This window comes from Streptomyces zagrosensis (assembly GCF_014203645.1).
GTDB classification, from domain to species: domain Bacteria; phylum Actinomycetota; class Actinomycetes; order Streptomycetales; family Streptomycetaceae; genus Streptomyces; species Streptomyces zagrosensis.
In genome coordinates, this window is sequence record NZ_JACHJL010000034.1 from 17744 (window position 1) to 40607 (window position 22864).

At 68.1% G+C, this 22864-nt stretch carries 20 protein-coding genes; 14 read left to right on the plus strand and 6 right to left on the minus strand.

Annotation, left to right across the window (positions count from 1 at the left end; translation table 11 throughout):
• Positions 1–467: 467 nt before the first annotated feature.
• From pstS to pstB, 4 genes are all read left to right on the plus strand, one after another.
• Positions 468–1598, plus strand: a complete 1131-nt coding sequence (gene pstS, locus FHS42_RS34410) for a phosphate ABC transporter substrate-binding protein PstS (RefSeq protein ID WP_184579991.1) — start codon at positions 468–470, stop codon at positions 1596–1598.
• 133 nt (positions 1599–1731) lie between these two features.
• On the plus strand, positions 1732–2754 hold the full coding sequence (gene pstC, locus FHS42_RS34415) for a phosphate ABC transporter permease subunit PstC (protein WP_184579993.1): 1023 nt from the start codon (positions 1732–1734) through the stop codon (positions 2752–2754).
• A 91-nt stretch (positions 2755–2845) separates the two neighbouring features.
• Entirely contained in the window at positions 2846–3925 is a 1080-nt protein-coding gene (gene pstA / locus FHS42_RS34420) for a phosphate ABC transporter permease PstA (RefSeq protein WP_184579995.1), read from the plus strand.
• Positions 3926–3981: 56 nt separating this feature from the next.
• Positions 3982–4758: a phosphate ABC transporter ATP-binding protein PstB gene (pstB, locus tag FHS42_RS34425; protein ID WP_184579997.1), complete on the plus strand. Its 777-nt coding sequence runs from the start codon at positions 3982–3984 to the stop codon at positions 4756–4758.
• 392 nt (positions 4759–5150) lie between these two features.
• Here the strand turns inward: pstB and FHS42_RS34430 are convergent, their stop codons facing one another.
• Positions 5151–6149 (minus strand): inorganic phosphate transporter, encoded by a 999-nt coding sequence (locus FHS42_RS34430; RefSeq protein ID WP_184580000.1) that lies wholly within the window; start codon positions 6147–6149, stop codon positions 5151–5153.
• Between the two features lie 6 nt (positions 6150–6155).
• The gene (locus FHS42_RS34435) at positions 6156–6776 is read right to left on the minus strand and encodes a DUF47 domain-containing protein (RefSeq protein WP_184580001.1); all 621 of its coding nucleotides are present in this window, start codon (positions 6774–6776) and stop codon (positions 6156–6158) included.
• A gap of 340 nt (positions 6777–7116) precedes the next feature.
• Between FHS42_RS34435 and FHS42_RS34440 the strand changes: the two genes are divergently transcribed.
• On the plus strand, positions 7117–7482 hold the full coding sequence (locus FHS42_RS34440; protein WP_184580018.1) for a metal-sensitive transcriptional regulator: 366 nt from the start codon (positions 7117–7119) through the stop codon (positions 7480–7482).
• 127 nt (positions 7483–7609) lie between these two features.
• Here FHS42_RS34440 and FHS42_RS34445 read toward each other — a convergent pair whose 3' ends face one another.
• On the minus strand, positions 7610–7798 hold the full coding sequence (locus tag FHS42_RS34445; protein ID WP_184580003.1) for a hypothetical protein: 189 nt from the start codon (positions 7796–7798) through the stop codon (positions 7610–7612).
• A 129-nt stretch (positions 7799–7927) separates the two neighbouring features.
• Complete coding sequence (locus FHS42_RS34450) at positions 7928–8920, minus strand: hypothetical protein (RefSeq protein WP_184580020.1); 993 nt, start codon at positions 8918–8920, stop codon at positions 7928–7930.
• A gap of 190 nt (positions 8921–9110) precedes the next feature.
• On the opposite strand from FHS42_RS34450, the gene FHS42_RS34455 reads away from it, so the two are divergent.
• Together FHS42_RS34455 and FHS42_RS34460 are read left to right on the plus strand one after the other, a co-directional pair.
• Entirely contained in the window at positions 9111–9326 is a 216-nt protein-coding gene (locus FHS42_RS34455) for a hypothetical protein (protein WP_184580029.1), read from the plus strand.
• Between the two features lie 243 nt (positions 9327–9569).
• Entirely contained in the window at positions 9570–11174 is a 1605-nt protein-coding gene (locus FHS42_RS34460) for an FAD-binding oxidoreductase (protein ID WP_184580005.1), read from the plus strand.
• A 221-nt stretch (positions 11175–11395) separates the two neighbouring features.
• Here FHS42_RS34460 and FHS42_RS34465 read toward each other — a convergent pair whose 3' ends face one another.
• Both FHS42_RS34465 and FHS42_RS34470 read right to left on the minus strand, forming a co-directional pair.
• Positions 11396–12178 (minus strand): phosphatase PAP2 family protein, encoded by a 783-nt coding sequence (locus FHS42_RS34465; protein ID WP_184580007.1) that lies wholly within the window; start codon positions 12176–12178, stop codon positions 11396–11398.
• Positions 12179–12473: 295 nt separating this feature from the next.
• Positions 12474–13505 carry a bifunctional lytic transglycosylase/C40 family peptidase gene (locus FHS42_RS34470; protein ID WP_184580010.1) on the minus strand — a complete coding sequence of 344 codons (1032 nt, stop codon included), beginning with the start codon at positions 13503–13505 and terminating at the stop codon, positions 12474–12476.
• A 464-nt stretch (positions 13506–13969) separates the two neighbouring features.
• Between FHS42_RS34470 and FHS42_RS34475 the strand changes: the two genes are divergently transcribed.
• The 7 genes from FHS42_RS34475 (at position 13970) to FHS42_RS34505 (ending at position 22601) form a co-directional block, all read left to right on the plus strand.
• Positions 13970–14176: a DUF397 domain-containing protein gene (locus FHS42_RS34475; RefSeq protein WP_246495821.1), complete on the plus strand. Its 207-nt coding sequence runs from the start codon at positions 13970–13972 to the stop codon at positions 14174–14176.
• 476 nt (positions 14177–14652) lie between these two features.
• Positions 14653–14961, plus strand: coding sequence for a DUF8827 family protein (locus FHS42_RS34480; RefSeq protein WP_184580012.1), 309 nt, complete (start codon positions 14653–14655; stop codon positions 14959–14961).
• A gap of 511 nt (positions 14962–15472) precedes the next feature.
• Positions 15473–16363 (plus strand): DUF8175 domain-containg protein, encoded by an 891-nt coding sequence (locus FHS42_RS34485; protein WP_376772782.1) that lies wholly within the window; start codon positions 15473–15475, stop codon positions 16361–16363.
• Positions 16353–17702, plus strand: a complete 1350-nt coding sequence (locus tag FHS42_RS34490) for a hypothetical protein (RefSeq protein WP_184580014.1) — start codon at positions 16353–16355, stop codon at positions 17700–17702. Before FHS42_RS34485 ends, FHS42_RS34490 begins: the two co-directional genes overlap by 11 nt.
• Positions 17703–17704: 2 nt before the next feature.
• Positions 17705–19252, plus strand: a complete 1548-nt coding sequence (locus FHS42_RS34495) for an SCO6880 family protein (protein ID WP_184580024.1) — start codon at positions 17705–17707, stop codon at positions 19250–19252.
• 22 nt (positions 19253–19274) lie between these two features.
• A complete protein-coding gene (locus tag FHS42_RS34500) occupies positions 19275–20747 on the plus strand; it encodes an ATP-binding protein (RefSeq protein WP_246495824.1) in 1473 nt (490 codons plus the stop codon).
• Positions 20748–20750: 3 nt separating this feature from the next.
• On the plus strand, positions 20751–22601 hold the full coding sequence (locus tag FHS42_RS34505) for a P-loop NTPase family protein (protein ID WP_246495822.1): 1851 nt from the start codon (positions 20751–20753) through the stop codon (positions 22599–22601).
• The last annotated feature ends 263 nt before the right edge of the window (positions 22602–22864 follow it).

The following is a 22864-nucleotide window of genomic DNA, read 5'->3' on the forward strand; positions in this document are numbered from 1 at the left end:
CCCCGCGGCAACAGGGGTGTGGAAAAAGCCCCCAAACCCTGGCCCGCCGTCCCCCACACGGTTCACTTTCGGCTCGCTGGGCGTCCACCGCGCCATCCGTTGCCCATCACCCGGCGTACGCCTCGCCATGCGCTCCCCTCGCACGGCGCACGCGCCCTACTCATCCCCCAGCGCCCCACCGCCATGCAGACACCTCGGCGCCATCAGGCGACCAGCTCAGCACCACCCATCCGCCCCATACGCAACATCCCTCAGGGAGGCCACCACCCTGACGGGTGAGGTTCACCTTGCGTTCACCCATGCCCTTCAGCGGCTTCATCTGATCTGCCTAATTTCGGCCGTAGACAGTGCGAGTCGGACCGCGCATGGGCCCTCGCGCTTTGGTACCTGCTTACGCAGACCTGTTACGACATCAATGTCTTCGCGCGCCGTCCCCACCGGCGGCTCCTGGAAGGAACTCCCGAAAAGTGAAGCTTCAGCGCAAGAACCGGCTTCGCGCCATTGCCGCCGGTGCCCTCGCCGTGTCCGGCGCCCTGGTCCTCACAGCGTGCGGCTCGGACGACAACAGCAAAGAGTCCAACGGTGGCGGCGACTCGACGAAGGCCGCCGGCCCGATCAAGTGCGAGGGCAAGGGCGACCTGCTCGCCTCCGGTTCGTCCGCGCAGCAGAACGCCATGGACCTGTGGGTCAAGAACTACAGCGATGAGTGCGACGGCACCAAGGTCAACTACAAGGCGACCGGTTCCGGCGCCGGCATCCAGGAGTTCCTCCAGGGCAAGACGGCGTTCGCTGGGTCCGACTCGGCGCTGAAGCCCGAAGAGGTTGCCGCGTCGAAGAAGATCTGCAAGGGCGGCCAGGGCATCAACCTGCCGATGGTCGGCGGCCCGATCGCGGTCGGCTTCAACGTCTCCGGCGTGGACAAGCTCACCCTGGACGCCGAAACGCTGTCCAAGATCTTCGACTCGAAGATCAAGAAGTGGGACGACGAGGCGATCAAGAAGCTCAACCCGGACGCCAACCTGCCCGACCTGAAGATCCAGGCGTTCCACCGCTCGGACGACTCGGGCACCACCGACAACTTCACCAAGTACCTCAAGGCCGCCTCCCCCGCGGCCTGGCCTCACGAGCCGGGCAAGGCCTGGGAGGGCGAGGGCGGCCAGTCCGCTGACGGCTCCTCCGGCGTGTCCGCGCAGGTGAAGCAGGTCAACGGCGCGATCTCCTACTTCGAGCTCTCCTACGCCGCGTCCAGCAGCCTCAAGACCGTGGCGCTCGACACCGGTGCCGACGCCCCGGTCGAGGCCACCGTCGATAACGCTTCCAAGGCCATCGCCGAGGCCAAGGTCGTCGGCGAGGGCAAGGACCTGGCGCTGAAGCTCGCGTACGACACCAAGGCCCCGGGCGCGTACCCGATCACCCTGGTCACGTACGAGATCGCCTGCGACAAGGGCAACAAGGCCGACACGGCCGAGGCCACCAAGTCCTTCCTGGCCTACACCGCCAGTGAGGGCGGTCAGACCTCGCTGAAGGAGCTGGGCTACGCCCCGCTGCCCGCCGCGATCGCCACCAAGGTCCGCGACACCGTCTCCACCCTCTCCTGACCCCGAGTGCGGTCGGCCGCCATCCCCTCCGCGCCCTGGCCGGGCGCGGAGGGGACGCGTGGAGGTCGGCCGCACCTTCCGGTGCACCGCCGCGCCAGGAGCCGCACCCAGGCTCCGCAGACCGGAGAAACACATGGACATAAAACCCACCTCACCGACCAGTCCGCCACCCCAGGACCAACCGCCGCTCGCGGTGGACAAGGCGGGCTCGACGGGCACGGCCGCCCGGCCCGGTGACCGGATCTTCCTGGCATTCTCCCGGGGCTCCGGCATCGCGCTGCTAGTCGTCATGGCCGCCATCGCGATCTTCCTCACCGTTCGGGCCACCAGGGCACTGACCAAGAACGAAGGCAGCTTCCTCACGACCTTCGAGTGGGCGGCCAACGGCGCCCACCCCAACTTCGGCATCGCCGTACTCCTCTACGGCACGGTCGTCAGCGCCGTCATCGCCATGGTCATCGCCGTACCGGTGGCCATCGGCATCGCGCTGTTCATCTCGCACTACGCCCCGCGCCCGCTCGCCTCGACGATCGGCTACCTGATCGACCTGCTCGCCGCGGTGCCCAGCATCGTCTACGGCCTGTGGGGCGCGCTCTTCCTGGTACCGCACCTCGAAGGGCTCTACAAGTGGTTCGACGACTACCTCGGCTGGACCGGGATCTTCGAGTACAACGACGGCACGCCCCGTTCGCTGTTCACCATCGGTATCCTGCTGGCGATCATGATCTTGCCGACCGTGACAAGCGTCAGCCGCGAGGTCTTCCTCCAGGTCCCGAAGATGCACGAGGAAGCGGCGCTGGCCCTCGGCGCGACCCGCTGGGAGGTCATTCGGATGTCCGTGCTGCCGTTCGGCCGCTCCGGCATCATCAGCGCTTCCATGCTGGGCCTTGGCCGCGCGCTCGGCGAGACGATGGCCGTCGCCACCGTGCTCTCCACCAGCTTCGACATCCAGCCCAGCCTGCTGGACTCGGGCGGCGGCACCATCGCCCAGAACATCGCGAGCGGCTTCAAGGAGGCCACCGACGTCGAGGGCAGCGTTGGCCGCGACGCGCTGATCGCCTCGGGTCTGGTGCTGTTCGTCCTGACCCTCATCGTGAACGGCGCGGCCCGCATGATCATCGCCCGCCGCAAGGAGTACTCGGGGGCCAACGCATGAGTGACGCGCCCATGGCCACCTCCTCGCAGCCAAACCAGCTCGCCGCACCTTCGCGCCGTGTGGGCGAAGACGTCATCGAAAGGTGCGGGGCATGAGCAACATCACGGTCAACAAGTCGGCCGATCCCGCGAGCGCACCGCAGCTCTCCACCCTGCGCCAGGCACGCCTGCCGTGGTGGGGTCCGGCCGCCCCGCTCGCCCTCGCGCTCATCATCGGCTGCGGCGGCGGTGCCCTGATCGGCCTGGAGAGCAAGATCCAGTGGGGCCTCATATCGGCCATCCTCTTCGTGGTCTTCACCTACCTGCTCACGCTCAAGGTGGAGGGCCGGCGGCAGGCCAAGAACCAGCTGGCCACCAGCCTGGTCTGGGTCTGCTTCCTGCTGGCCGTCATCCCGCTGGCCTCGCTCGTGTACGAGACGGTGGACCGGGGCTCCACGGTCCTCGACGGCTACTTCCTCGGCCACTCGATGGACGGCACCCAGCGCATGCTGGCGGGCGGCGGCGTCTACCACGCCCTGATCGGCACCCTGGAGCAGGTGGCCATCGCCACCCTGATCGCCGTCCCCATCGGCCTGCTGACCGCCATCTACCTGGTGGAGTACGGGCGCGGAAAGCTGGCGAAGACCGTCACGTTCTTCGTGGACGTCATGACCGGCATCCCCTCGATCGTGGCCGGTCTGTTCATCCTCAGCCTGTGGATCATCATGCTCGACTTCAGCTACTCCGGCTTCGCCGGTGCCATGGCGCTGGCGATCTTGATGATGCCGGTCGTCGTCCGCTCCACCGAGGAGATGCTCAAGCTCGTCCCGAACGAGTTGCGCGAAGCCTCGCTCGCATTGGGCGTACCCAAGTGGCGCACCATCATCAAGGTCGTGCTGCCGACCGCGATCGGCGGCATCACCACCGGTGTCATGCTCGCCGTCGCCCGTATCGCGGGTGAGTCCGCACCGATCGTCCTGCTGGTGTTCGGCAACCCGGCGATCAACAACAACCCGTTCGAAGACGCCCAGTCCTCACTGCCGTACTACATCTACGAACAGTGGCAGAACGGCAATGAGCCCTCGTACGACCGGGCCTGGGCGGCGGCGCTCGTACTGATCGCCTTCGTCATGATCTTGAACCTGGTCGCGCGTGGCATCGCCCGCTGGAAGGCCCCGAAGACCGGCCGCTGAGGCCCCGTATTCAGGCTCCGCCGCGCGGGGCCGACGTGAGAAAAGAAGTGATTCACATGGCCAAGCGCATCGACGTCAGCGGCCTCACCGCGTATTACGGCTCGCACATGGCCATCGAGGACATCTCGATGACCGTGGAGCCGCGCTCCGTGACCGCCTTCATCGGCCCCTCCGGCTGCGGCAAGTCCACCTTCCTGCGCACCCTCAACCGGATGCACGAGGTCACCCCGGGCGGCCGGGTCGAGGGCAAGGTGCTCCTCGATGACGAGAACCTCTACGGCTCCGGCGTGGACCCGGTCTCCGTGCGCCGCACCATCGGCATGGTCTTCCAGCGCCCCAACCCGTTCCCCACCATGTCGATCTTCGACAACGTGGCGGCGGGGCTGCGCCTGAACGGCTCGTACCGCAAGAACGAACTGAGCGATGTCGTTGAGAAGTCGCTCAAGGGCGCCAACCTTTGGAACGAGGTCAAGGACCGGCTGAACAAGCCCGGCTCCGGCCTCTCCGGTGGCCAGCAGCAGCGCCTATGCATCGCCCGTGCGATCGCGGTCGAGCCGCAGGTGCTGCTGATGGACGAGCCGTGCTCGGCGCTCGACCCGATCTCCACCCTCGCCATCGAGGACCTGGTCGGCGAGTTGAAGGAGCGCTTCACGATCGTCATCGTGACGCACAACATGCAGCAGGCGGCCCGTGTGTCGGACCGTACGGCGTTCTTCAACCTCTCCGCGGTCGGCCAGCCCGGCAAGCTCATCGAGCTCGATGACACCGAGCGGATCTTCGCCAACCCGTCCGTGCAGGCCACTGAGGACTACATCTCCGGCCGCTTCGGCTAATCAGCCCGACCCCCGTCCCGGACCAAGCACCCCAGATCGGGCGCTGCGGGGCGGGCTCGCGAAAGAGCAGCTTTGCGGTGCTGCATGGCGGTGCCACCGCAAGGCGAAGGGCCCGCCCCCCGGCTCCCGGGGGGCGGGCCACACTCATCCACTGGCCACCATGCTGGTACGGAAAACGCCGCTGCAACCGAAGCACGACCACCGACCGGGCCAGGACAGGTCTGGTCTGGCCAGGACAGGACAGGACAGGTCTGGTCAGGACAGGTCAGGCGAAACGGGTCAGGATGGGCCGGTATGGAATGGTCCGGGCCGGGTTGAAATGGGTCGGAATCGGGCCGGGCATGGAGCCGGGGCTGAGGCTAGGGCTCGGGCAGCGTGGGCCGCACGGCGCGTCAGCCGAAGGCCAACTGCACAATCCAATAGCTCACCGCGGCGACCGCGGCAGCAGCCGGCATCGTGATGAACCAGCCCATGATGATGTTCTTGGCGACGCCCCACCGGACCGCCTTGATCCGCTTGGTGGCACCCACGCCCATGATTCCCGAGGTGATCACATGCGTCGTGGAGATCGGCGCGTGGAACATGAACGACGCGGTGTACATCACGGACGCCGCGGTCGTCTCCGCGGCGAAGCCCTGCGGCGGGTCGAGTTCGATGATCCGGCGGCCCAGGGTACGCATGATGCGCCAGCCGCCCGCGTACGTACCGAGCGACAGCATCAGGGCGCAGACGATCTTCACCCAGACCGGAATCGGATCGCCCGCATCCTCCACATCGGCGATGACCAGGGCCATCACCACGATGCCCATCGTCTTCTGGGCGTCCTGCAAACCGTGACCAAGGGCCATGCCCGCCGCCGAAACGGTCTGGGCGATACGGAAGCCGCGCTTGGCCTTGTGCGGGTTGGAATCACGGAACAGCCACATGATCAAGACCATCACCAGATAGCCGAGGATCAGGCCGACGAACGGCGACACGAACATCGGGATGACGACCTTCTCGATCACCCCGGACCAGATGACGTCGATGCCACCGGCCAGCGCCGCGCCCACCATGCCGCCGAACAGGGCGTGCGAGGACGAGGACGGCAGGCCGAAGTACCAGGTGACGAGGTTCCACGCGATCGCCCCGACGAGCGCGGCGAAGAGGATGCCCATCCCCTTGTCGCCCTCGGGCGTCTGGATCAGCCCTTCACTGACGGTTTTGGCGACCTCGCTACCAAGGAAGGCACCGGCGAGGTTCATCACCGCGGCCATCGCCAACGCGGCGCGCGGTGTTAGAGCCCGGGTGGAAACCGAGGTCGCGATGGCGTTGGCAGAGTCGTGAAAGCCGTTCGTATACGTGAAGAAGAGCGCGACCCCGATGGTCACGACGAGCGCAAAGGTGTCCACCGGTGGTCAGGACTCCTTGACCGCGATGGTCTCAACGGTGTTGGCGACGTGCTCGAAGGCATCGGCCGCCTCCTCAAGCACATCGACGATCTGCTTGAGCTTGAGCACGTCCATCGCGTCGTACTTACCGTTGAACAGATGGGCCAAAAGCTTGCGGTGGATCTGGTCCGCCTGGTTCTCCAGCCGGTTGACCTCGATCCAGTACTCCGTGAGGTTGGTCATGGTGCGCAGGTTCGGCATGGCCTCGGAGGTCAGCTCGGCGGCCCTGGCCAGCACCTCGATCTGCTGCTCAACCCCCTTGGGCAGCTCATCCACCTGGTAGAGGACGACCAGGTCAACGGCCTCTTCCATGAAGTCCATGATGTCGTCGAGCGAGGAGGCAAGGGTGTAGATGTCCTCACGGTCGAACGGCGTAATGAAGGACGAGTTGAGCTGATGGAAGATCGCGTGGGTGGCGTCGTCGCCCGCGTGCTCCGCCGCCCGCATGCGCTCAGCGATCTCGGCCCGAGCGGAGGAGTCCGCCCCGAGCAGTTCCATGAGGAGCTTGGAGCCGGTCACGATGTTGTCCGCTGACGCGGCGAACATGTCGTAGAAGCTCGTCTCCCTGGGGGTCAGACGAAAGCGCACTGGGGCATCCTCTGGGTGCAGCGGATTCGGTCTCGTTGATGCTAGGCACAACATCCGGCCATGGCTAACCGGCATCCCACCAGTGTCGCCTATCGGGCAGAGTGCCTATAACGGGTTCGGCTACCATCAGCGCCATTCGGTACCATGTACCCCAAGGGGGTATATGACGCCCTCATCGGACCGAAAGGACGCCATGACGACGACGGCAGCCGACAGCGGGGCCGCCCGCGATGGCGACCAGCCCCAAGCTCCCAGCGACGCCCTGCCCGCCACCACATCAGCCGAAACCGGCGAGGTCACGGCGGCGACGCAGGTCACAGTGTCCCGCGCGGACGACGCCTTGGACCAGACCCGTGACAGCACCTCGTGCGCGGGCCACTCGGCGCAACCGCCACAGGGCACCTCGACAGGCAGCCCGCCCGGGCCGCACGGGTACGCCAAGCAGCGGGATCAACACCTCAAGCGGCTGCGCCGGATCGAGGGCCAGATCCGCGGCCTGCAACGCATGGTTGACGAGGACGTCTACTGCATCGACATCCTCACCCAGGTCTCGGCCAGTACAAAGGCGCTGCAATCCTTCGCCCTGCAACTGCTCGAAGAGCATCTTCGACACTGTGTGGCAGACGCCGCGGTCCGGGGCGGCGAAGAGATCGACACCAAGGTTGCCGAGGCCACGGCCGCCATCGCCCGACTGCTGCGCACCTGACGGGCGCCGCGGGCCGGCTCACGACCACAATCGCCCGAACGGCTCCGACCCGCGAGCCCACCAGGCGTGCGGCAGCCCCGCGTACGGCATGGCCGGCCCATGCCGAACCGCGGCCGAGATCGCGCACTCACTCGCGGACCGGTTTCGAAGTGGCGGAAACTGATCGGTCCACCTCGACGCGCAGCACCTGGTCGATATGGTCCGCGCTCATTCGTTCCTCGACCACACTCGACGCGGCGATCATCAACTCGCCGTAGAGATCAATCTCGACGAGGGCCACATGGTCGGGAACTGGCGACCCGTAAAACGCCACCATGTGCGTCACCTCCTTCGAGCGCCGACCGTGTCGCCGGCCTGGACGCCGGCATTCCAGCGTAGGGATGGGCACACACCGTGCACATGGCACGGATGGGTCATTTCCATGGGCTAAACCCGCTCACGGAGCCTAATTCTTCGGCGAATCGACCGTGCCCGCGTAAATATCCGCGGGCTTGGGAGGCTGGAGGTCCACCACCGTGCCGAAGGCGTACAACTCGGTCGTCGAGACCACGTCCGTCTCCCGATGCTGCCCTCCCGCGACGCTGGTCATGGTGAACCGGTGCCGGATCTTGCGCAATCGCCCCTGCTCATCGAGGAAGGCATCAAAGCGCACCGCGTCGCTGGCGAACCCTTTCGCCGCCGCTCTGAGCACCGCTTTGGCGTACGGCGGCGCCGCTCGCGCCGCGGCCCCAAGATCGGCGACCCCCCGATAGTGCCGCACCTCGCCGCCCGTCGCAGCCTCCTGCCCCACCACACTTACCTGCCGAGCTCCGCGCAGGAGTTGAGCCGAGACCAATGGATCGGTCGCACCACCGGTGACCAGGTTGCCGTCCGCGACTCGGGTGCTGTTCACCCGAACCCAGCGGTTACGCGGCACACCGGCGCCCCGGTTGAACATGAACAGTTGGGCCGGTGCGAGGAGTTCGGTGACCGGCTGGTGTGCGCCCGCCCCCACCGCGTCCTTTGGTAGCAGCACCCGCAGCCGCCCCATGCGCTCGGCGAAGTCATAGCCGCCGCTGCCTCGGATCGCGACCCGAGTGGCGCCCGACTCGCTCTCCACCGACGTCCGCACCCGTGCACTACCCGCCCTGACCAGCGTCGCCGCGGCACTCCGCAACGCGGCCGGCGCCTCGCCGAACTCCCGTTCGGCCGCCTCCCGTTTGTCTCGCGAGCCCTCGGTTCCCGTACGCACCTGTCCAACGTTCCCGGCAGGTGGGCCGCCCACTGTCCCACTCCCGATGGCCTGCCCATCGGCGACGCGCTCCTGAGCCAATGCGTCACCGGCCTCCCGGGGCTCGGCCTGTGAGGCACATCCGGCCGTGGCCACCAGCGTGACCACCAGGCCACCCGCCATGGCCGCGACCGCACCACCGCCACATCTATGCCGCCGCATCGGCATCCGGACCGATCTATGGACTCTCATCGACGTCCGACCCCCTGACCCGTTGTCGCGCCCGTACTCCGCGCGTCGCGCCGTGCCCCGCTCTCCGCGCCGGACACAGCACGGGCCGGGCCGCCGGGACGACGGTAAAATATATTCCGTTCAACGACCGCTCCAAGGGCCCGTCACGGCCGGGTAGCGTGGGTACGTGCCTGAGTTCGGTGCTGAAGAACACGAGACGACCACCATGGAAACAGGCGCTTTCTGCCTCGCCCGATGCTCTTGCGGCTGGTCAGGACCCGCCCGTAGAGCCCGCTCCCGGGCTCGTACGGACGCCGATGGCCATCACACGCAGGTACGGGAGTCCATCGCTCTACGGGAGTTCAACACCCCCTCGCCGCCGACGCACTGCCCCGACCACTGAGCGCGCGCCGTCGCCCCCGCGCGCGCTCACCCACCGCACGCCCCTCCATGCCCACCATGCGCCTGCGCGGCCCACCGCCGGCCGGCCGAGCCCCGTGCGCCGCCGTCAATGCACCGCAATCGTTCGCGTCACCCCATCCGCCGCGATCGTCCGCCAGACCCGATCCGCCACTCCCGGAACGGAACCACCGGGCCCCGTACAGCCTCTGCGTAGAGAGAGCCGTAGCGAACAGCGGAGGGCACGATGAACAGGCGCACACTGCTGGCAGCGGGCACCGGGGTGGCCGCAACGGCCGCGTGGGGCGTCGCGTGCAGTGATGGGGCCGGCCACGCCGCCCCCAACCAGCGAAGCACCACCGCCAGCGCCGAGGCCCGCAGCGCCCGGCCGCCCTCCACCACATCGGCATCGGCCGCAGCGGGCAAGCCCAAGGCCACCGACTGGACCGCACTCGGCAAGGGACTGCGCGGCGGCCTGATACGTCCGGGCGACGCCGACTACGCCGTGGCCAGACAGCTGTACAACACCCGGTTCGACGCTCAGCGACCAGCCGCCATCGCCTACGTGTCCCACACTGCCGACATCACCGAGTGCCTGGCCTTCGCCCGCCGCCACGGCACCCCCGTCGCCATCCGCAACGGCGGCCACAGCTACGCCGGTTACTCCAGCGGAACCGACCGGCTGGTCATCGACGTGTCGCGGCTGAAATCGGTCCGTACCAGCGGTGGCAGCGCGACCATAGGCGCCGGCGCCAAGCTCATCGACGTCTACACCGGGCTCGGGGCGCACGGCGTCACCATCCCCGCCGGTTCCTGCCCCACCGTTGGCATATCGGGCCTGACCCTCGGCGGCGGCCACGGCGTGGTCTCGCGGGCTTACGGGCTCACCGCCGACAGCCTCACCGGCGCCACCATCATCACCGCCGACGGCAAAACCTTGCAGACCTCCAAAAGCCGGGAAGCAGACCTGTTCTGGGCGCTGCGCGGCGCCGGCAGCGGCAACTTCGGCGTCGTCACAGAGCTGCAATTTCGCACCCATAAGGCAGCCGATGGCGTCAGCGCGTACCTGACCTGGCCATGGGCCAAGGCTGCGGCCGTACTCCGCGCCTGGCAGGAGTGGGGCCCCACCCAGCCGGACGAGATCTGGTCATCGATCCACTTCTCGGCCGCACCGGGGCGCACCCCGACCCTCTCCGTCAGCGCCTTCTCCCTCGGCACCTACGGCGACCTGCAAAACGCCCTCGACAAGCTCGCCGACAAGGCCGGGGCCAGCGCCAAAAGCGTGAGCCTGCGGCGGCGAACCTACGTGGACGCGATGCGCGGATACGCGGGCTGCGCCAGCACGCCGACCGACCAGTGCCATCTGCCGGGCAAGACGCCGGGCCGGCACGTGACCGGTGTGCTGCGGCGCGAGACGTACGGCGCCCGCTCCGACTTCTTCGGCCGCTCCCTCAACCAGGCGGGCATCCGGGCGCTGCTCGACCAGGTGGAGCGCTACGGCCGCAAGACCAGCGGTGGCGGTGCCGTCAGCGTCGCACTCACCGCGCTCGGTGGCGCCGTCAACCGAGTCGCCCCGCTGTCCACCGCCTTTGTGCACCGCCGCTCGCGGATGCTGGCGCAGTACACGGCCTCCTGGCCGGCGAGCGGTGCGGGCGCCGCTCAGGTCTCCTGGCTGGATAGCGCACACGCGGCCATGCGCCGGTACGCCTCGGGTGCGGCCTACCAAAACTATGCCGACGCGAGTTTGAAGGACTGGCGCAAGGCGTACTACGGGGATGCGGCCGACCGCCTGACCAAGCTGAAGAAGCGTTACGACCCCCGCCGTCTGTTCAGCTTCCCGCAGGCGCTGTGACGGCACGTATCGACTACTCACGTATCGACTACTGACGACTGGTCAGCGGTGGCGCGCACCAGCAGTCACCGACTGCCGGTCGCCGGCCGCGCTGAGCGGCCACACCGGGACGTCAGGTCACAGGCCGCAGGCCGCACCGAACCATCACACCGGGCCGCCCGTGCGCCGGCCCCGCCGGTGCCGGGGCCGCTGTCACGCCGCCCGGCCCGCCGGGGCCGCTGTCACGCCGCCAGGTCGCTGTCGCGCCGCTTGTCGGCGACGGGCGCGACCGTGCCACCGCCTGGGCCGGGCCGTCCCGACTCACCAGGGGTGCCTGATGGGGGCTCACCATGCTTGGCCTGTTCGCCAGGCGTGCGGACGCCAGGTGCGCCGACCCGTACCAACCACCCCGCACGCGAGCCCGCCACGGCCGTCATCAGCGGGGTCAGCAGCATCATGGCCAGCGGCGCGAGCAGCAGCGTCACCGCCGTGCCGAGCGCGAACCCGCCGACTACATCGGTCGGGTAGTGCACGCCCATGTAGACCCGGCAGAAGCCCGCGAGCAGGGCAAGAATCAGCGCCACCACGCCGTACTTGCGGCTGACCATGAAGATGCCCACGGCGATCGCGGCCACGAGCGTGGAGTGGTCGCTGACGAACGAGTAGTCGCTCTTGCCCGCCACCAGCACCTCCAGCCCCTGGTGATCGACGAAGGGGCGGGGCCGCTCCACGAAGCCGCGGATCGGAATGTTGGCCAACAGCGCGATGCCGGCGGCCAGCGGTGCCCAGACGAGCCCCGCAACGGCGCTCGCCGCATCGGGCCGTTTGCGCGCACTCCACCAGGCGCCGAACAGCATCGCGAGCAAACCGAAGACGATGCCGAACTCGCCGACGAACTCCATGACCCGGTCACACCAGTGCGGTGCGTCCTGAGCTAGACCATTGATGTCGTAGAGCAGGCTGACATCCGGGTTCGACCCTTCCCTGTCCTGTGCCAGGGGGGACCCCAGTACGAGTCCAGCCATCTGCCGCGGCCCCTTATCTCTTGCCCGTCATGCCCGTCGCTGCACGCAACTGGCCTGCCCCCGCGGTCCATAAACTAAGTGTGCTGCTATTCAACTCGAAGGAAACGCCTCTCTGGGGCAAGACGTTCCGTTCTCCACCCAACGATCACCTGGACGTTATCGAAGGGTGACCCATCGTCGCAGCTCAGACAGGCGCCCTCACGGAGAGTTCCCGCCACGCTACACCCCGAACGGCGGCGTTGATCATCTTCCGGTCCAGACGCCGCCCCCGTCGGTGGAGGGGGACAGCGTGCGATCAGGCTGCGCGGTCCCGAGGCGCGGGCAGCGCTTTTGCGCCATCTTCTGTCACGCGGGTGGCCCCGATGTAGTCCGGCGTATCGATGTCATCGAAGCGGATGACCGCTCCCGTATAGGGAGCATTGATCATCTTGCCGCCGCCTACATAGATCCCGACGTGGTGAATGGAGCGCGGGTCTTGTAGGTCGTGCGCAAAGAAGACCAGGTCGCCTGGTTGCAGCTCATTGCGGTTCGGGTGCAGCCCGGCGTTCCACTGATCGTTGGCGACACGCGGCAACTCGATGCCAACGGAGGCGTACGCGGCCTTCGTCAGCCCGGAACAGTCGAACCGACCGCCCTGCGCCGCCGTCCCGTTACCGCCCCACAAATACGGCGTACCCAGTTTCTTTTGTGCGAAGTAGATCGCGGCCGAGGCTTGCTCCGACGAGGCGACCGGCTGCGTCGGTGCCGCGAAACTCTTGGCCAAGGTGGTGATCCGCTGCACGTAATTCTGCGTCTCGTTGTACGGCGGCACACCCTGGTACTTGATCACCGGGTAGGGGCCTGCGTTGTAGGAAGCCAACATGTTGTGCGTGGGGTCACCGGGCACGTGCTTCACTTGCCCCGCCAGCGCACAGTCATAGGCCGCAGCGGACGCGATGGCATCTGCGGGGTCCCAAATGTCCCGGTCCCCGTCCCTGTCGCCGTCCACCCCGTAGGCCGCCCAGGTGCCGGGAATGAACTGCGCCAGCCCGCGCGCGTTGGCCGGGCTCTGCGCCTTGGGGTTCCAGCCGCTCTCCTGGTAGAGCTGCGCGGCAAGTAGCGCCGGATTGATGGCCGAGCAGGTGTTCCCGTGCTTTTGCACCAGCGGCATATACGCGGCAGGCACGGTGCCCTCCGCGAGCTGGACGTTGCCGCCCGAGCCGCCGCTCCTGGCGTTGCCGGCCACCATGTACGTCCCGAGGACGAGCAGCACGACAAAGGAAAAAGACAGCCCCACACTGACACCGACACCCAGCCAGACCTTACGCACCGGGCCATCCTCCCCCATCCAGCCACCGCACGAACCTAGTTCGCACGGTACGGCGGAGCCCCCCGACTTGGCGAGAGCGCCTTCCGCGCCCCGACGCACACCAACGACCCGGCCAGGAACTACGGGTGGCGCGGATGAGGCGCATGGATGGCCGTGGAGCGTCGCGTGCGGATCACGCGCGTGAGCGGTCCATGGGATGGACGCTCACTCAGGGGGCGGGGCGCGTACAGCGAGTCATGGAGTGGGCGGAACAGGCCGCGCGTTGGGGCCGGCAACCGGCCGGGGAAAGACGGACGACCCACACGGCCCGGCTACAGTCCAACGTAGGCCCGTATGCCGTTGCCGTAGAACGCACCGGCCCGAACGCACCGGACCAGCAGTACGCCCAGACAGTCCCACCCACCGGGCACCCGCCCGACGCCACCCGACAACTCCTCGCGACCCACTTGGCACACGCGACAAGGACGACAAGGAACCACGCGATGGACATGGACCAACTCGACTGGCAGCGCGCCGTTCCCGACGGGGAAGACCTACCGGAATATCTCGAAGTGGCCGCGGGCCCCGATGGCCGCATCTACATGCGAGAGAGCCGCACCCCAGACAAGGTGGTCATCACCACGCAGGCGAAGTGGGATGCGTTCATCAAGGGCGTCAAGGCCGGGGAGTTCGACGACTTCGTGGAGTGAAGCGGGCCGCCAGCTGCGCGGACGCGTCGGCGGGTACGCCGTAGGTGGGGCAGCCCCATAGCCACGCCTACGGGAGAACCCGCGAACGCCCTACCGGCGGCCGGCCATCGGCGCACGGTGGATGCGGGAGAGCACATCGGGCGCAGCAGGAGCGCCAGGCAGGCGATGAGCGCCCCACCCGGCGCACCGAGAGCCGTTCGCGCCCCCGGCATTCAGCTCCCCCATGCGGCCATTATTGCTCGGCGCCACGGCACGTGATACGTAGAGTGACGATGGTCAGGTTCACTGACACCTCGTCGGCTCGACTCTGTACGGTTTGACTGCTGGTCAGAGGGTCAGAGGCCAGATTCCATACGAGGTCCACCAAGAAATGCCACCAAATCGACATGCGACAGTGGCAACTTCAGAGAAGATAGAGACTGACCCATGCCACGCGGCATGGGCGCATAACTACCCATAAAGGGCGGTGAGTTCACATGTTCTTGGCAGCCGAAAAAGGCGACATCACCACCATCATTGGCGGAATCGCCCCCGACTGGGGGCCTTTCGGGAGCCTTGGTAGCGAAGCACGCATCATGATCGAGGTCGTGATGGCTGTGTCCATTCTGCTCTGCCTGGGCATCGCAGTCTGGGGTGCGGCCAAGCAACGGATCGGTGCCACGGCGCTGCGCGACACCTTCAGCGCCGAGCAGGGCAAGGGGCTGATCGTCGCTGGTCTGACCGGTGTGTTCATCATCGGCTCGCTCGGCACCGTGTTCACCATCGTGTACGGCATGGCCGTCTAGGCCACCGGCCTCTTCCCCCGTGCGGGCGCACCACACGCGCCCGCATGCTCGCACCCCGTACGAGCGCCTCCCGCCCGTACACCGCGAAGCCCCACCCGCTCCCGGTCCCCACGTCTTCCCGTTTCGCGTCCCCGAGCCTTCCGCTCATCCCTCTCCTCCCCACGAGGCTGCAAGCTGATGCCCACTCATTCAGGCCACTCGGACCGCCCTCCGCGCTCCCCGCGGTCCGAGCGGGACAGGCAACAGTCACACCGTGCCACCACCCCCGCGTTGTCCCTCCATTCCCCCGGTTTCGCTGCTGAGGTCGTGTCACCTTGATGTGCACTCACACCATCGCCCCCGCACTTCGGCCCGCGGCGCTACCGTCGTACCTGGGCGATACGAGAGCATCGGCGGGCGAGATGACGGTTGACACAGCGGCACCCCAACGAACCGCGGCCCGCAGAGCGGGCGCGGCCGGATCGGGACACGAGGCCAAGGCCGAGGCCATGGGCGAAGGGGCAGATGCGCGGTGAGTCCCAGCGGCGATGACCACTACGACCCCTACGGCAACCCAGACAGCCCCGACGGGCGACTGACCCGCACCCGACTCCCCGACGGCGATGGCGACCCGTACGGCGGCGGACGCCGAACCCGCCCGACTGCCAAGCCGAGCCGCAGCATGCTGACGGTGGTCAGCGTGGTGGTCCTCCTCATCGCGGCCATCGCCTTCGCCAACCGAGGCGGCGGCGACGGCGACTCGGACGACAGCAGCAGCAACGGTGGCAGCAGCAGCGGCAGCTCGGGCGGCGGCAAGGACAACCAAGCCCAACCCACCGCCCCCACCGGCGAGCGCCCGGTCCACGGCAAGAACGAAGCCACGGGCATCGCCACGGGCTTCCCCCGAACGGAACAGGGAGCCCAGAGCGCTGCGGCGAACTATGCGGTGGCTTTGGGGTCGGTCGAGATGTACGACCGCGAAAGACGACACGAGATCGTCAACGCAGTGATGGCGCCGACCGCGGCGCCCGGCGTCCAACAGGCGCTGGACAGGACATATTCAGCGGACGTTTTGAAAAAGATCGGCCTCAGCAAGGACGGCAAGGCGCCAGACGGACTCAACTTCATCTCCCGCACTATCCCCGTCGGCACGAAGGTCACGGACTACTCCAAAAGCGCTGCCACGGTCGAGGTATGGAGCACGGACCTCTCTGGATTCGCGGGCGAAGGCTCGAAGAGGCCGGTGACGACCGACTGGTTCACCGTGACGCTAAAACTGTCCTGGACGGGGAACGACTGGAAGGCTCTCACTCATTCGTTGCAGGACGGCCCCGCCCCAGTCAGCGGTGACGTCCCAGCTTCTGCCGCCGACAAGATCACACAGGCGGTCGAAGGGTACGGAGGGTTCACCTATGCCAGGTAAGTCAAGCCGTCGCGTCCTGTCGCTCACTGGTCTACTGGTAGGGCTACAGACCACACTGGTGCTGCTGGCATCACGCGCGATGGCCGATCCCTCGCCTACGCCTTCACCAACGCCAAGCAAAAGCGACGACCCGTGCGATCAAATTCATGGTGCCGGCCGGGAGTACTGCCGTGACCAGGGCCGGGGCGACGCGCCCGGTTCCGAAGACCCCACCAACCCCATCGACCCCGCCGCCTCCCTAGCCAGGGCTTGTGCCGATGCTGCCTCCTGGTTGGTTGGCAAGCTCTCTGACCTGGTCAACGAGACCGCGGGGGTGGACTTCACCAACGAGACGTTCCTGCGCCAGTACGCGGTCGTCTTCGCCGCCTCCACCGTGCTCACCCTCCTCCTGTGGCTGCTCGCCGTCGCCAAGCGGGCCATTCGGGGGGTGCCGTTCATCGAGGCCATCACCGAGGCCATCGGCTTCCTGTGGCTCACCGTGCTGGCCTCGGCCTTCACGCCGCTGATCCTCTACACCGTGGTCTCGGCCACCGACGCCGTCACCGAGGTCATCTCCTCCGGCACGGGGGCCGATAACGACGCCTTCTTCGGCTCCTTCGCCAAGGCGCTCAAGAAGGACGAGGACATCGGCGGCGGGCCGATCATGCTCATCGTCGTGTCCCTGGTGACCATCCTCGCGGCCGGGGTGCTCTGCCTCGAACTCGTCATCCGCGCCGCCCTGCTCTACGTGGGAGCGCTGCTCGGCACGGCCGTCTACGCGGGCCTCGTTGACAAGAACATGTGGGGCCATGTGCGCCGCTGGGCCGGGCTCATGATCGCCGTGATCCTCGTCAAGCCGGTGATCGTCGTTGTGCTCGGCCTCGCCGGGGCGCTCTCCGGCGACGAGGGCCCGGACGCGTTCTCGGCCGTGGTATCCGGACTCTCGATCATCATCCTCGCCATCTTCGCCAGCGCGATGATCTACCGCTTCGTGCCCGGCTTCGGCGACGAGATCATCAGCAGCCGCAACGCCAGCAACGACGCCGCCTCCCGGCAGGCCGCCGCCATCGTCAGCTCCCCCGCGGCCCTGGTCAAGCAGGGCATGAGCGCGCACAGCAACCGCGCCGTGGGCGGCTCCGGTGGCGGTGGAGGCGGCGACGGCGGTTCCGGCGCGTCGCAGCCACGCCCGGCCAACCCCGTCTCCGGCGGCGTCGCCGCCCACAGCTCCCGCGGGAGCGGCTCGGGCAGCGACAGCGGCGGTGGGCGGGCTCCGGCTGCCCCACCGGCACCCCGCACCCAGAACAGCAACACCAGCAAGACAGGCAACACGAGCAAACCCTCGGGAGGTGACCGGCGTTGACGATTGAGGCCCAGTCCCACCCCCTCACGCCCCGCCGCACGTATCTGATCGGCCGGGCCCGCCCGAACGCGATCGTTGGCAAGAACCGCGAGACCGGCGAGATCGCGCTGATCATCGCCGGCGGCTTCGTCGGCATGATGTGCGGATTGCTCGTCCCCGTCCTGATGTTGCGCATCGTCACCCTCGTGGGCTTCCCCGCGCTGGCGCTGGCCATCGTCTACGTCCCGTTCAAGGGTCGTACGTACTACAAGTGGTTCGAGATCAGCCGCTCCCACCGGCGCATCGCCCGCCGCGGCGCCACCTACCGCTCCGCCGCAGCCGAGGCCGGGACCCAGATCGACGGGCGGGAGGTCGAGGTCGGCCCGCCGCCCGGCATCGGGCACATCAACTGGCTCGCCGCGCCCTTCGGCCCCGATGAGATCGCCGTCCTGCTCCACGCCGACCGACGCACCGTTACCGCAGCCATCGAGATCGAGGGCCCCGGCGTGGGCTTGCGCGACAGCGAGGACCAGGAAGCGTTGGTTGATCGCTTCGGCACGCTGCTCAAGCACGTGGCCAACGGCGACGGCTTCGTGACCCGGTTGCAGATGCTTGCCCGTACGCTTCCCGCCGACCCCGACGCGCACGCCAAGGACGTCGAGCGGCGCGGCGAGCAGAACTCGCCCGAATGGCTCAAGGACTCCTACGAGCAGTTGCAGTCGATGGTCTCCACCTCCTCCGAGCAGCACCGGGCCTATCTCGTCGCCTGCATGCACTACACCCGGGAGTTGGCCGCCGAGGGCCAGGCCATGGCCCGCGCCACCCGGCGCAACGGCAAGCGGATCGACCGTGACGCGGGGCTCGCCGTCGTCATGGCGCGCGAGCTCACCGACATCTGCGCCCGCCTCGCCGAGGCCGACATCCGGGTCCGGCAGCCGCTCGGCCAGGGCCGACTGGCCTCCCTCGTACACTCGATGTACGACCCGGACCACCCCATCGACCACCTCCAGGCGATGACCCAGCGCAACGCGTGGCCCGCCGAGTTGGACGCCATGGAGCCCACGTACCTCCAGGCCAAGACCCGCGAATCCGCCACCCGAGCCCCCTGGTGTCACTCCACCGCCTGGGTCAAGGAGTGGCCGATGACACCGGTCGGCGTGAACTTCCTCGCCCCGCTCCTGGTCCACACCCCTGATGTGATCCGCACGGTCGCGGTCTGCATGGACCTGGAGCCCACCGAGCGCGCCATCGAGCGCATGCTGACGGAGAAGACCAACGACGAGGCGGAGGCCAGCCGCCAGGCCAAGATGAACCGCACCGTCGATCCGCGCGACATCGCCGCCCACGGCCGCCTCGACCAGCGCGGCGAGGACCTCGCCAGCGGTGCGGCCGGCGTGAACATCGTCGGCTACATCACGGTCTCCTCCCGCTCGCCCGAGGCGCTCGCCCGCGACAAGCGCACCATCCGCGCCTCGGCAGGGAAGAGCTACCTCAAGCTGGAGTGGTGCGATCGTGAACACCACCGGGCCTTTGTGAACACCTTGCCGTTCGCGACCGGCATCCGACGATAGGGGCTCCGCCGTGGTCGATCCGATGGGCGTCGTCACCGAGGCCTTCACCAGTTTCGTCTTTGGAAAGGTCGAGACGACGCGGCTGCCGGTCCGCACCTCCACCGGCCAGGCGCAGGCCGTCTATCTGCCCACCGCCGCACCCGGCCTCGGCGACTCCGGCGTGATCATCGGCCGTGAGGTGTATTCGGGCAAGGGGTACATTTACGACCCCTTCCAGCTCTACGGTCAGCAGTTGCCCGCCCCGCACTGGCTGGTGCTCGGCGAGTCGGGCAACGGCAAGTCGGCACTGGAAAAAACGTACGTGCTACGCCAGTTGCGGTTCCGCGACCGGCAGGTCGTCGTCCTGGACGCGCAAGGCGAGGACGGCGTCGGCGAGTGGAACCTCATCGCCCAACAGCTGGGCATCACCCCCATCCGGCTCGACCCGATGGCCGCCCTCAACGACGGCATCCGGCTCAACCCACTCGACCCGTCGATCACCACGACGGGACAGCTCGCCCTGCTGCGCACCATCATCGAGGTCGCGATGGGCCACGGCCTGGACGAGCGGTCCGGCTTCGCGCTGAAGGTGGCGCACGCGTACGTCAATGAGACCGTCACCGACCGGCAGCCCGTACTGACCGACATCGTCGAGCAGCTACGGCACCCGGAGCCGGAGTCGGCCGAGTCGATGAACGTGGACCTGGACGACGTACGCGCCTGGGGTCTGGACGTCGCCCTCGTCTTGGACCGGCTGGTCGATGGTGACCTGCGCGGCATGTTCGACGGCCCCACCACGGTCGGCATCGACTTGGACTCGCCGCTCATCATCTTCGACCTCTCGCACATCGACCGCAACTCGATCGCGATGCCGATCCTGATGGCGATCGTGGGCGTCTGGCTTGAACACACCTGGATCAGGCCCGACCGCAAGAAGCGGATCTTCCTGGTCGAAGAGGCGTGGCACATCATCAACTCGCCGTTCGTGGCCCAACTCTTCCAGCGATTGTTGAAGTTCGGGCGCCGGCTCGGCCTGTCCTTCGTCGCGGTGGTCCACCACCTGTCCGACGTCGTGGACGGCTCCGCCGCGCGCGAGGCGGCGGCCATCCTCAAGATGGCCTCCACGCGCACCATTTACGCCCAAAAGGCCGACGAGGCGCGCGCCACGGGCCGGGTGCTCGGGCTGCCGCGCTGGGCCGTCGAGATCATCCCCACCCTCACCCCAGGCATCGCCGTCTGGGACGTCAACGGCAACGTCCAGGTCGTCAAGCACCTGATCACCGAGGCCGAACGCCCCCTGGTCTACACCGACCGCGCCATGACCGAGGACTCGCTGACCGCCACCATGGCGGCCGAAGCCGAGGTCGAGGCGGAGGCCCGCGCAGCAGCCGCCGTTGAACAGCAGCTGGCAGATGAGGGGTACGCGGCCGAGAGCGACGCGTACGACCGGTACGGTCCGTACTCGCCCTACGGCCCACCAGCATCCGACGCGTCCTCCGAGTCCACGGTGGCCTAGGCGATGGCGGACCCGAAGCGGGACCGCGCCTCGGAGCGTGGCATTCCGGACTCCCTGCTCATCGGCGCGCTGCTATTCCTCCTCGGCCTGACCTTGCTGGCGTGGTCGGCGACCGGGCTGGCCGGGCTGTTCGCACACGGCGCTTGGCCCGAGAACGTCACCTTCATCCGCACCCCACTCGCCGTGCGGCAGCTCTTCGAGGAGCCTCAGAACCTGATCGCGGCCTGGCCGCACACCCCGGAGGACGAGCTTTCCGGGTACGGGCTGTTCTGGGGCATCTTCATCAGCGAACTGCTGATCGTTTTGGTGGCCACCGTCTTCACCATCGGCACGGTCGCCCGCTATCGACTGGTACGAGCCCGCCGAGCCGCCTCCAGCCACGAGGCCGCCGATGACCCACCGGCGGACGCCGCCGGGCGACGATCCGGGCAGCACCCGAAGGAGACCGGTCGGTACGGCACACAGGGCGCCGGCCCCGCCGAGGCCATCCCGGGGCCTCGTACCGCGCACCCCGCACCGGCCGCACCGGCTTCAAGTGCCCCCGCTGCATCACCGGCGCAGCCCACTGCGGACCCCACGGCCGCCGCCCCGCTCCCCGCCGACCCGGGGGCCTATTTCACGGCCATCTACCCGACCGCACAGGCCCCGCAACCCGACGCCGCCTCCCCCACCCGCGCCATGCAACAACCGTCGCCCGGGGCAGAGCCCTACGCCCACGGCTTCGGAGCACCCGCAGCCTCACCATCCCTTTCGCCCCAGGCGGCACCTGCTACGGAAACAGTTGCTTCCGGCGGCGCTGCGGCCAGCGGCATGCCGGCCTCCAACACCGGTGCGGTCCCCATCCCGCTGGCCTACGGAGCCTCCACCCAGTCCGCGGCCGTACCTTCGCAGCGTGCCGCCCTCTGGTCCGGCACGGCGGAGCCGCCCCGCGTGCTGTACGGGCCTGCCGCCACCCGCCACGAGGCCGCACTCCACGCGATCCTGGAGGCCACCGGGCCGGTCCTGGTCACCTCCAGCGACGCCGCGCTGTGGGCCGAGTCCGCGGGCACGCGCGCCAAGCTCGGCCCGGTGCACGTCTTCGACCCGGGTCATCTCCTCGACACGCCGGCCCGGCTCCGCTGGAACCCGGCCAGCGGCTGCGAGGCCCGCGAGGTGGCCGCGACCCGTTCGGCTGCGCTCCTCGCCCCCGTACGCCCGGCGTCCCTCATCGACTCGGCCACAGCGGACGCGGCGGAGACGCTGTTGCGCTGCTGGTTGCACGCGGCGGCGGTGGACGGTCGCCCCTTCCGCCAGGTGCACCGCTGGGCACAGGGCAATTCGGCACACGAACCGGTACGCATTCTCCGTACGAACCCAAAAGCGATCAGCGGCATGGCCGGTGAGCTGGAGTCCACGCTCACCGCACATCCCGAACGCCGGGATCTGGCGCAGGAGCTGACGGCCCGTGCTCTTGGGGCGCTGTCCTCGATCCACATCAGGGACGCGTGCAATGCCAACCGGGCCGATGCCCTTGCGCTGGAGTCGTTCATCGGCGAAGGGGGAACGCTGTACGTGGCGGGTGAGGCCCTGGAGAATCCACGGACACAACCGGGTGCGATGCCCTTGTTGACCGCACTCGTCGCAAACGTGGTCGAGCGCGGTCGCCGCATGGCCGAACGGTCATCCCCCGGCCGCCTCGACCCACCACTCACCCTGGTACTGGACGACATCGCCGCGGTGGCACCCTTCCCCGCCCTCCCGGAGCTGGTCACCGGCGGCGTGGCCCAGGGACTGCCCACACTGGCCCTCATGCGCTCCCCGGAGCAGGCCCGAGCCCGCTGGCCCCGCACGCACAACAGCCTGGTCACCGGCTAACAGCCAAGCCACTCGCCCCACCGGCACGGCTACCAGCATCGGCACCCTCCGTCTCCCGGGGGTCTTGTCGGGCCGCGCCGACGAGGGGAGGAAACAGGAAGCACGAGAACAGCTCAGCGAACCCAGGGAAATCAAACGAACCCAGAATGCGTGGCAAACTGCATGACAAACGCAGAAAAGCCCCGTTGTGGATGTGTATCCACAACGGGGCTTCCCGTTACCAAAGATTGTTCGGCGGCGTCCTACTCTCCCACAGGGTCCCC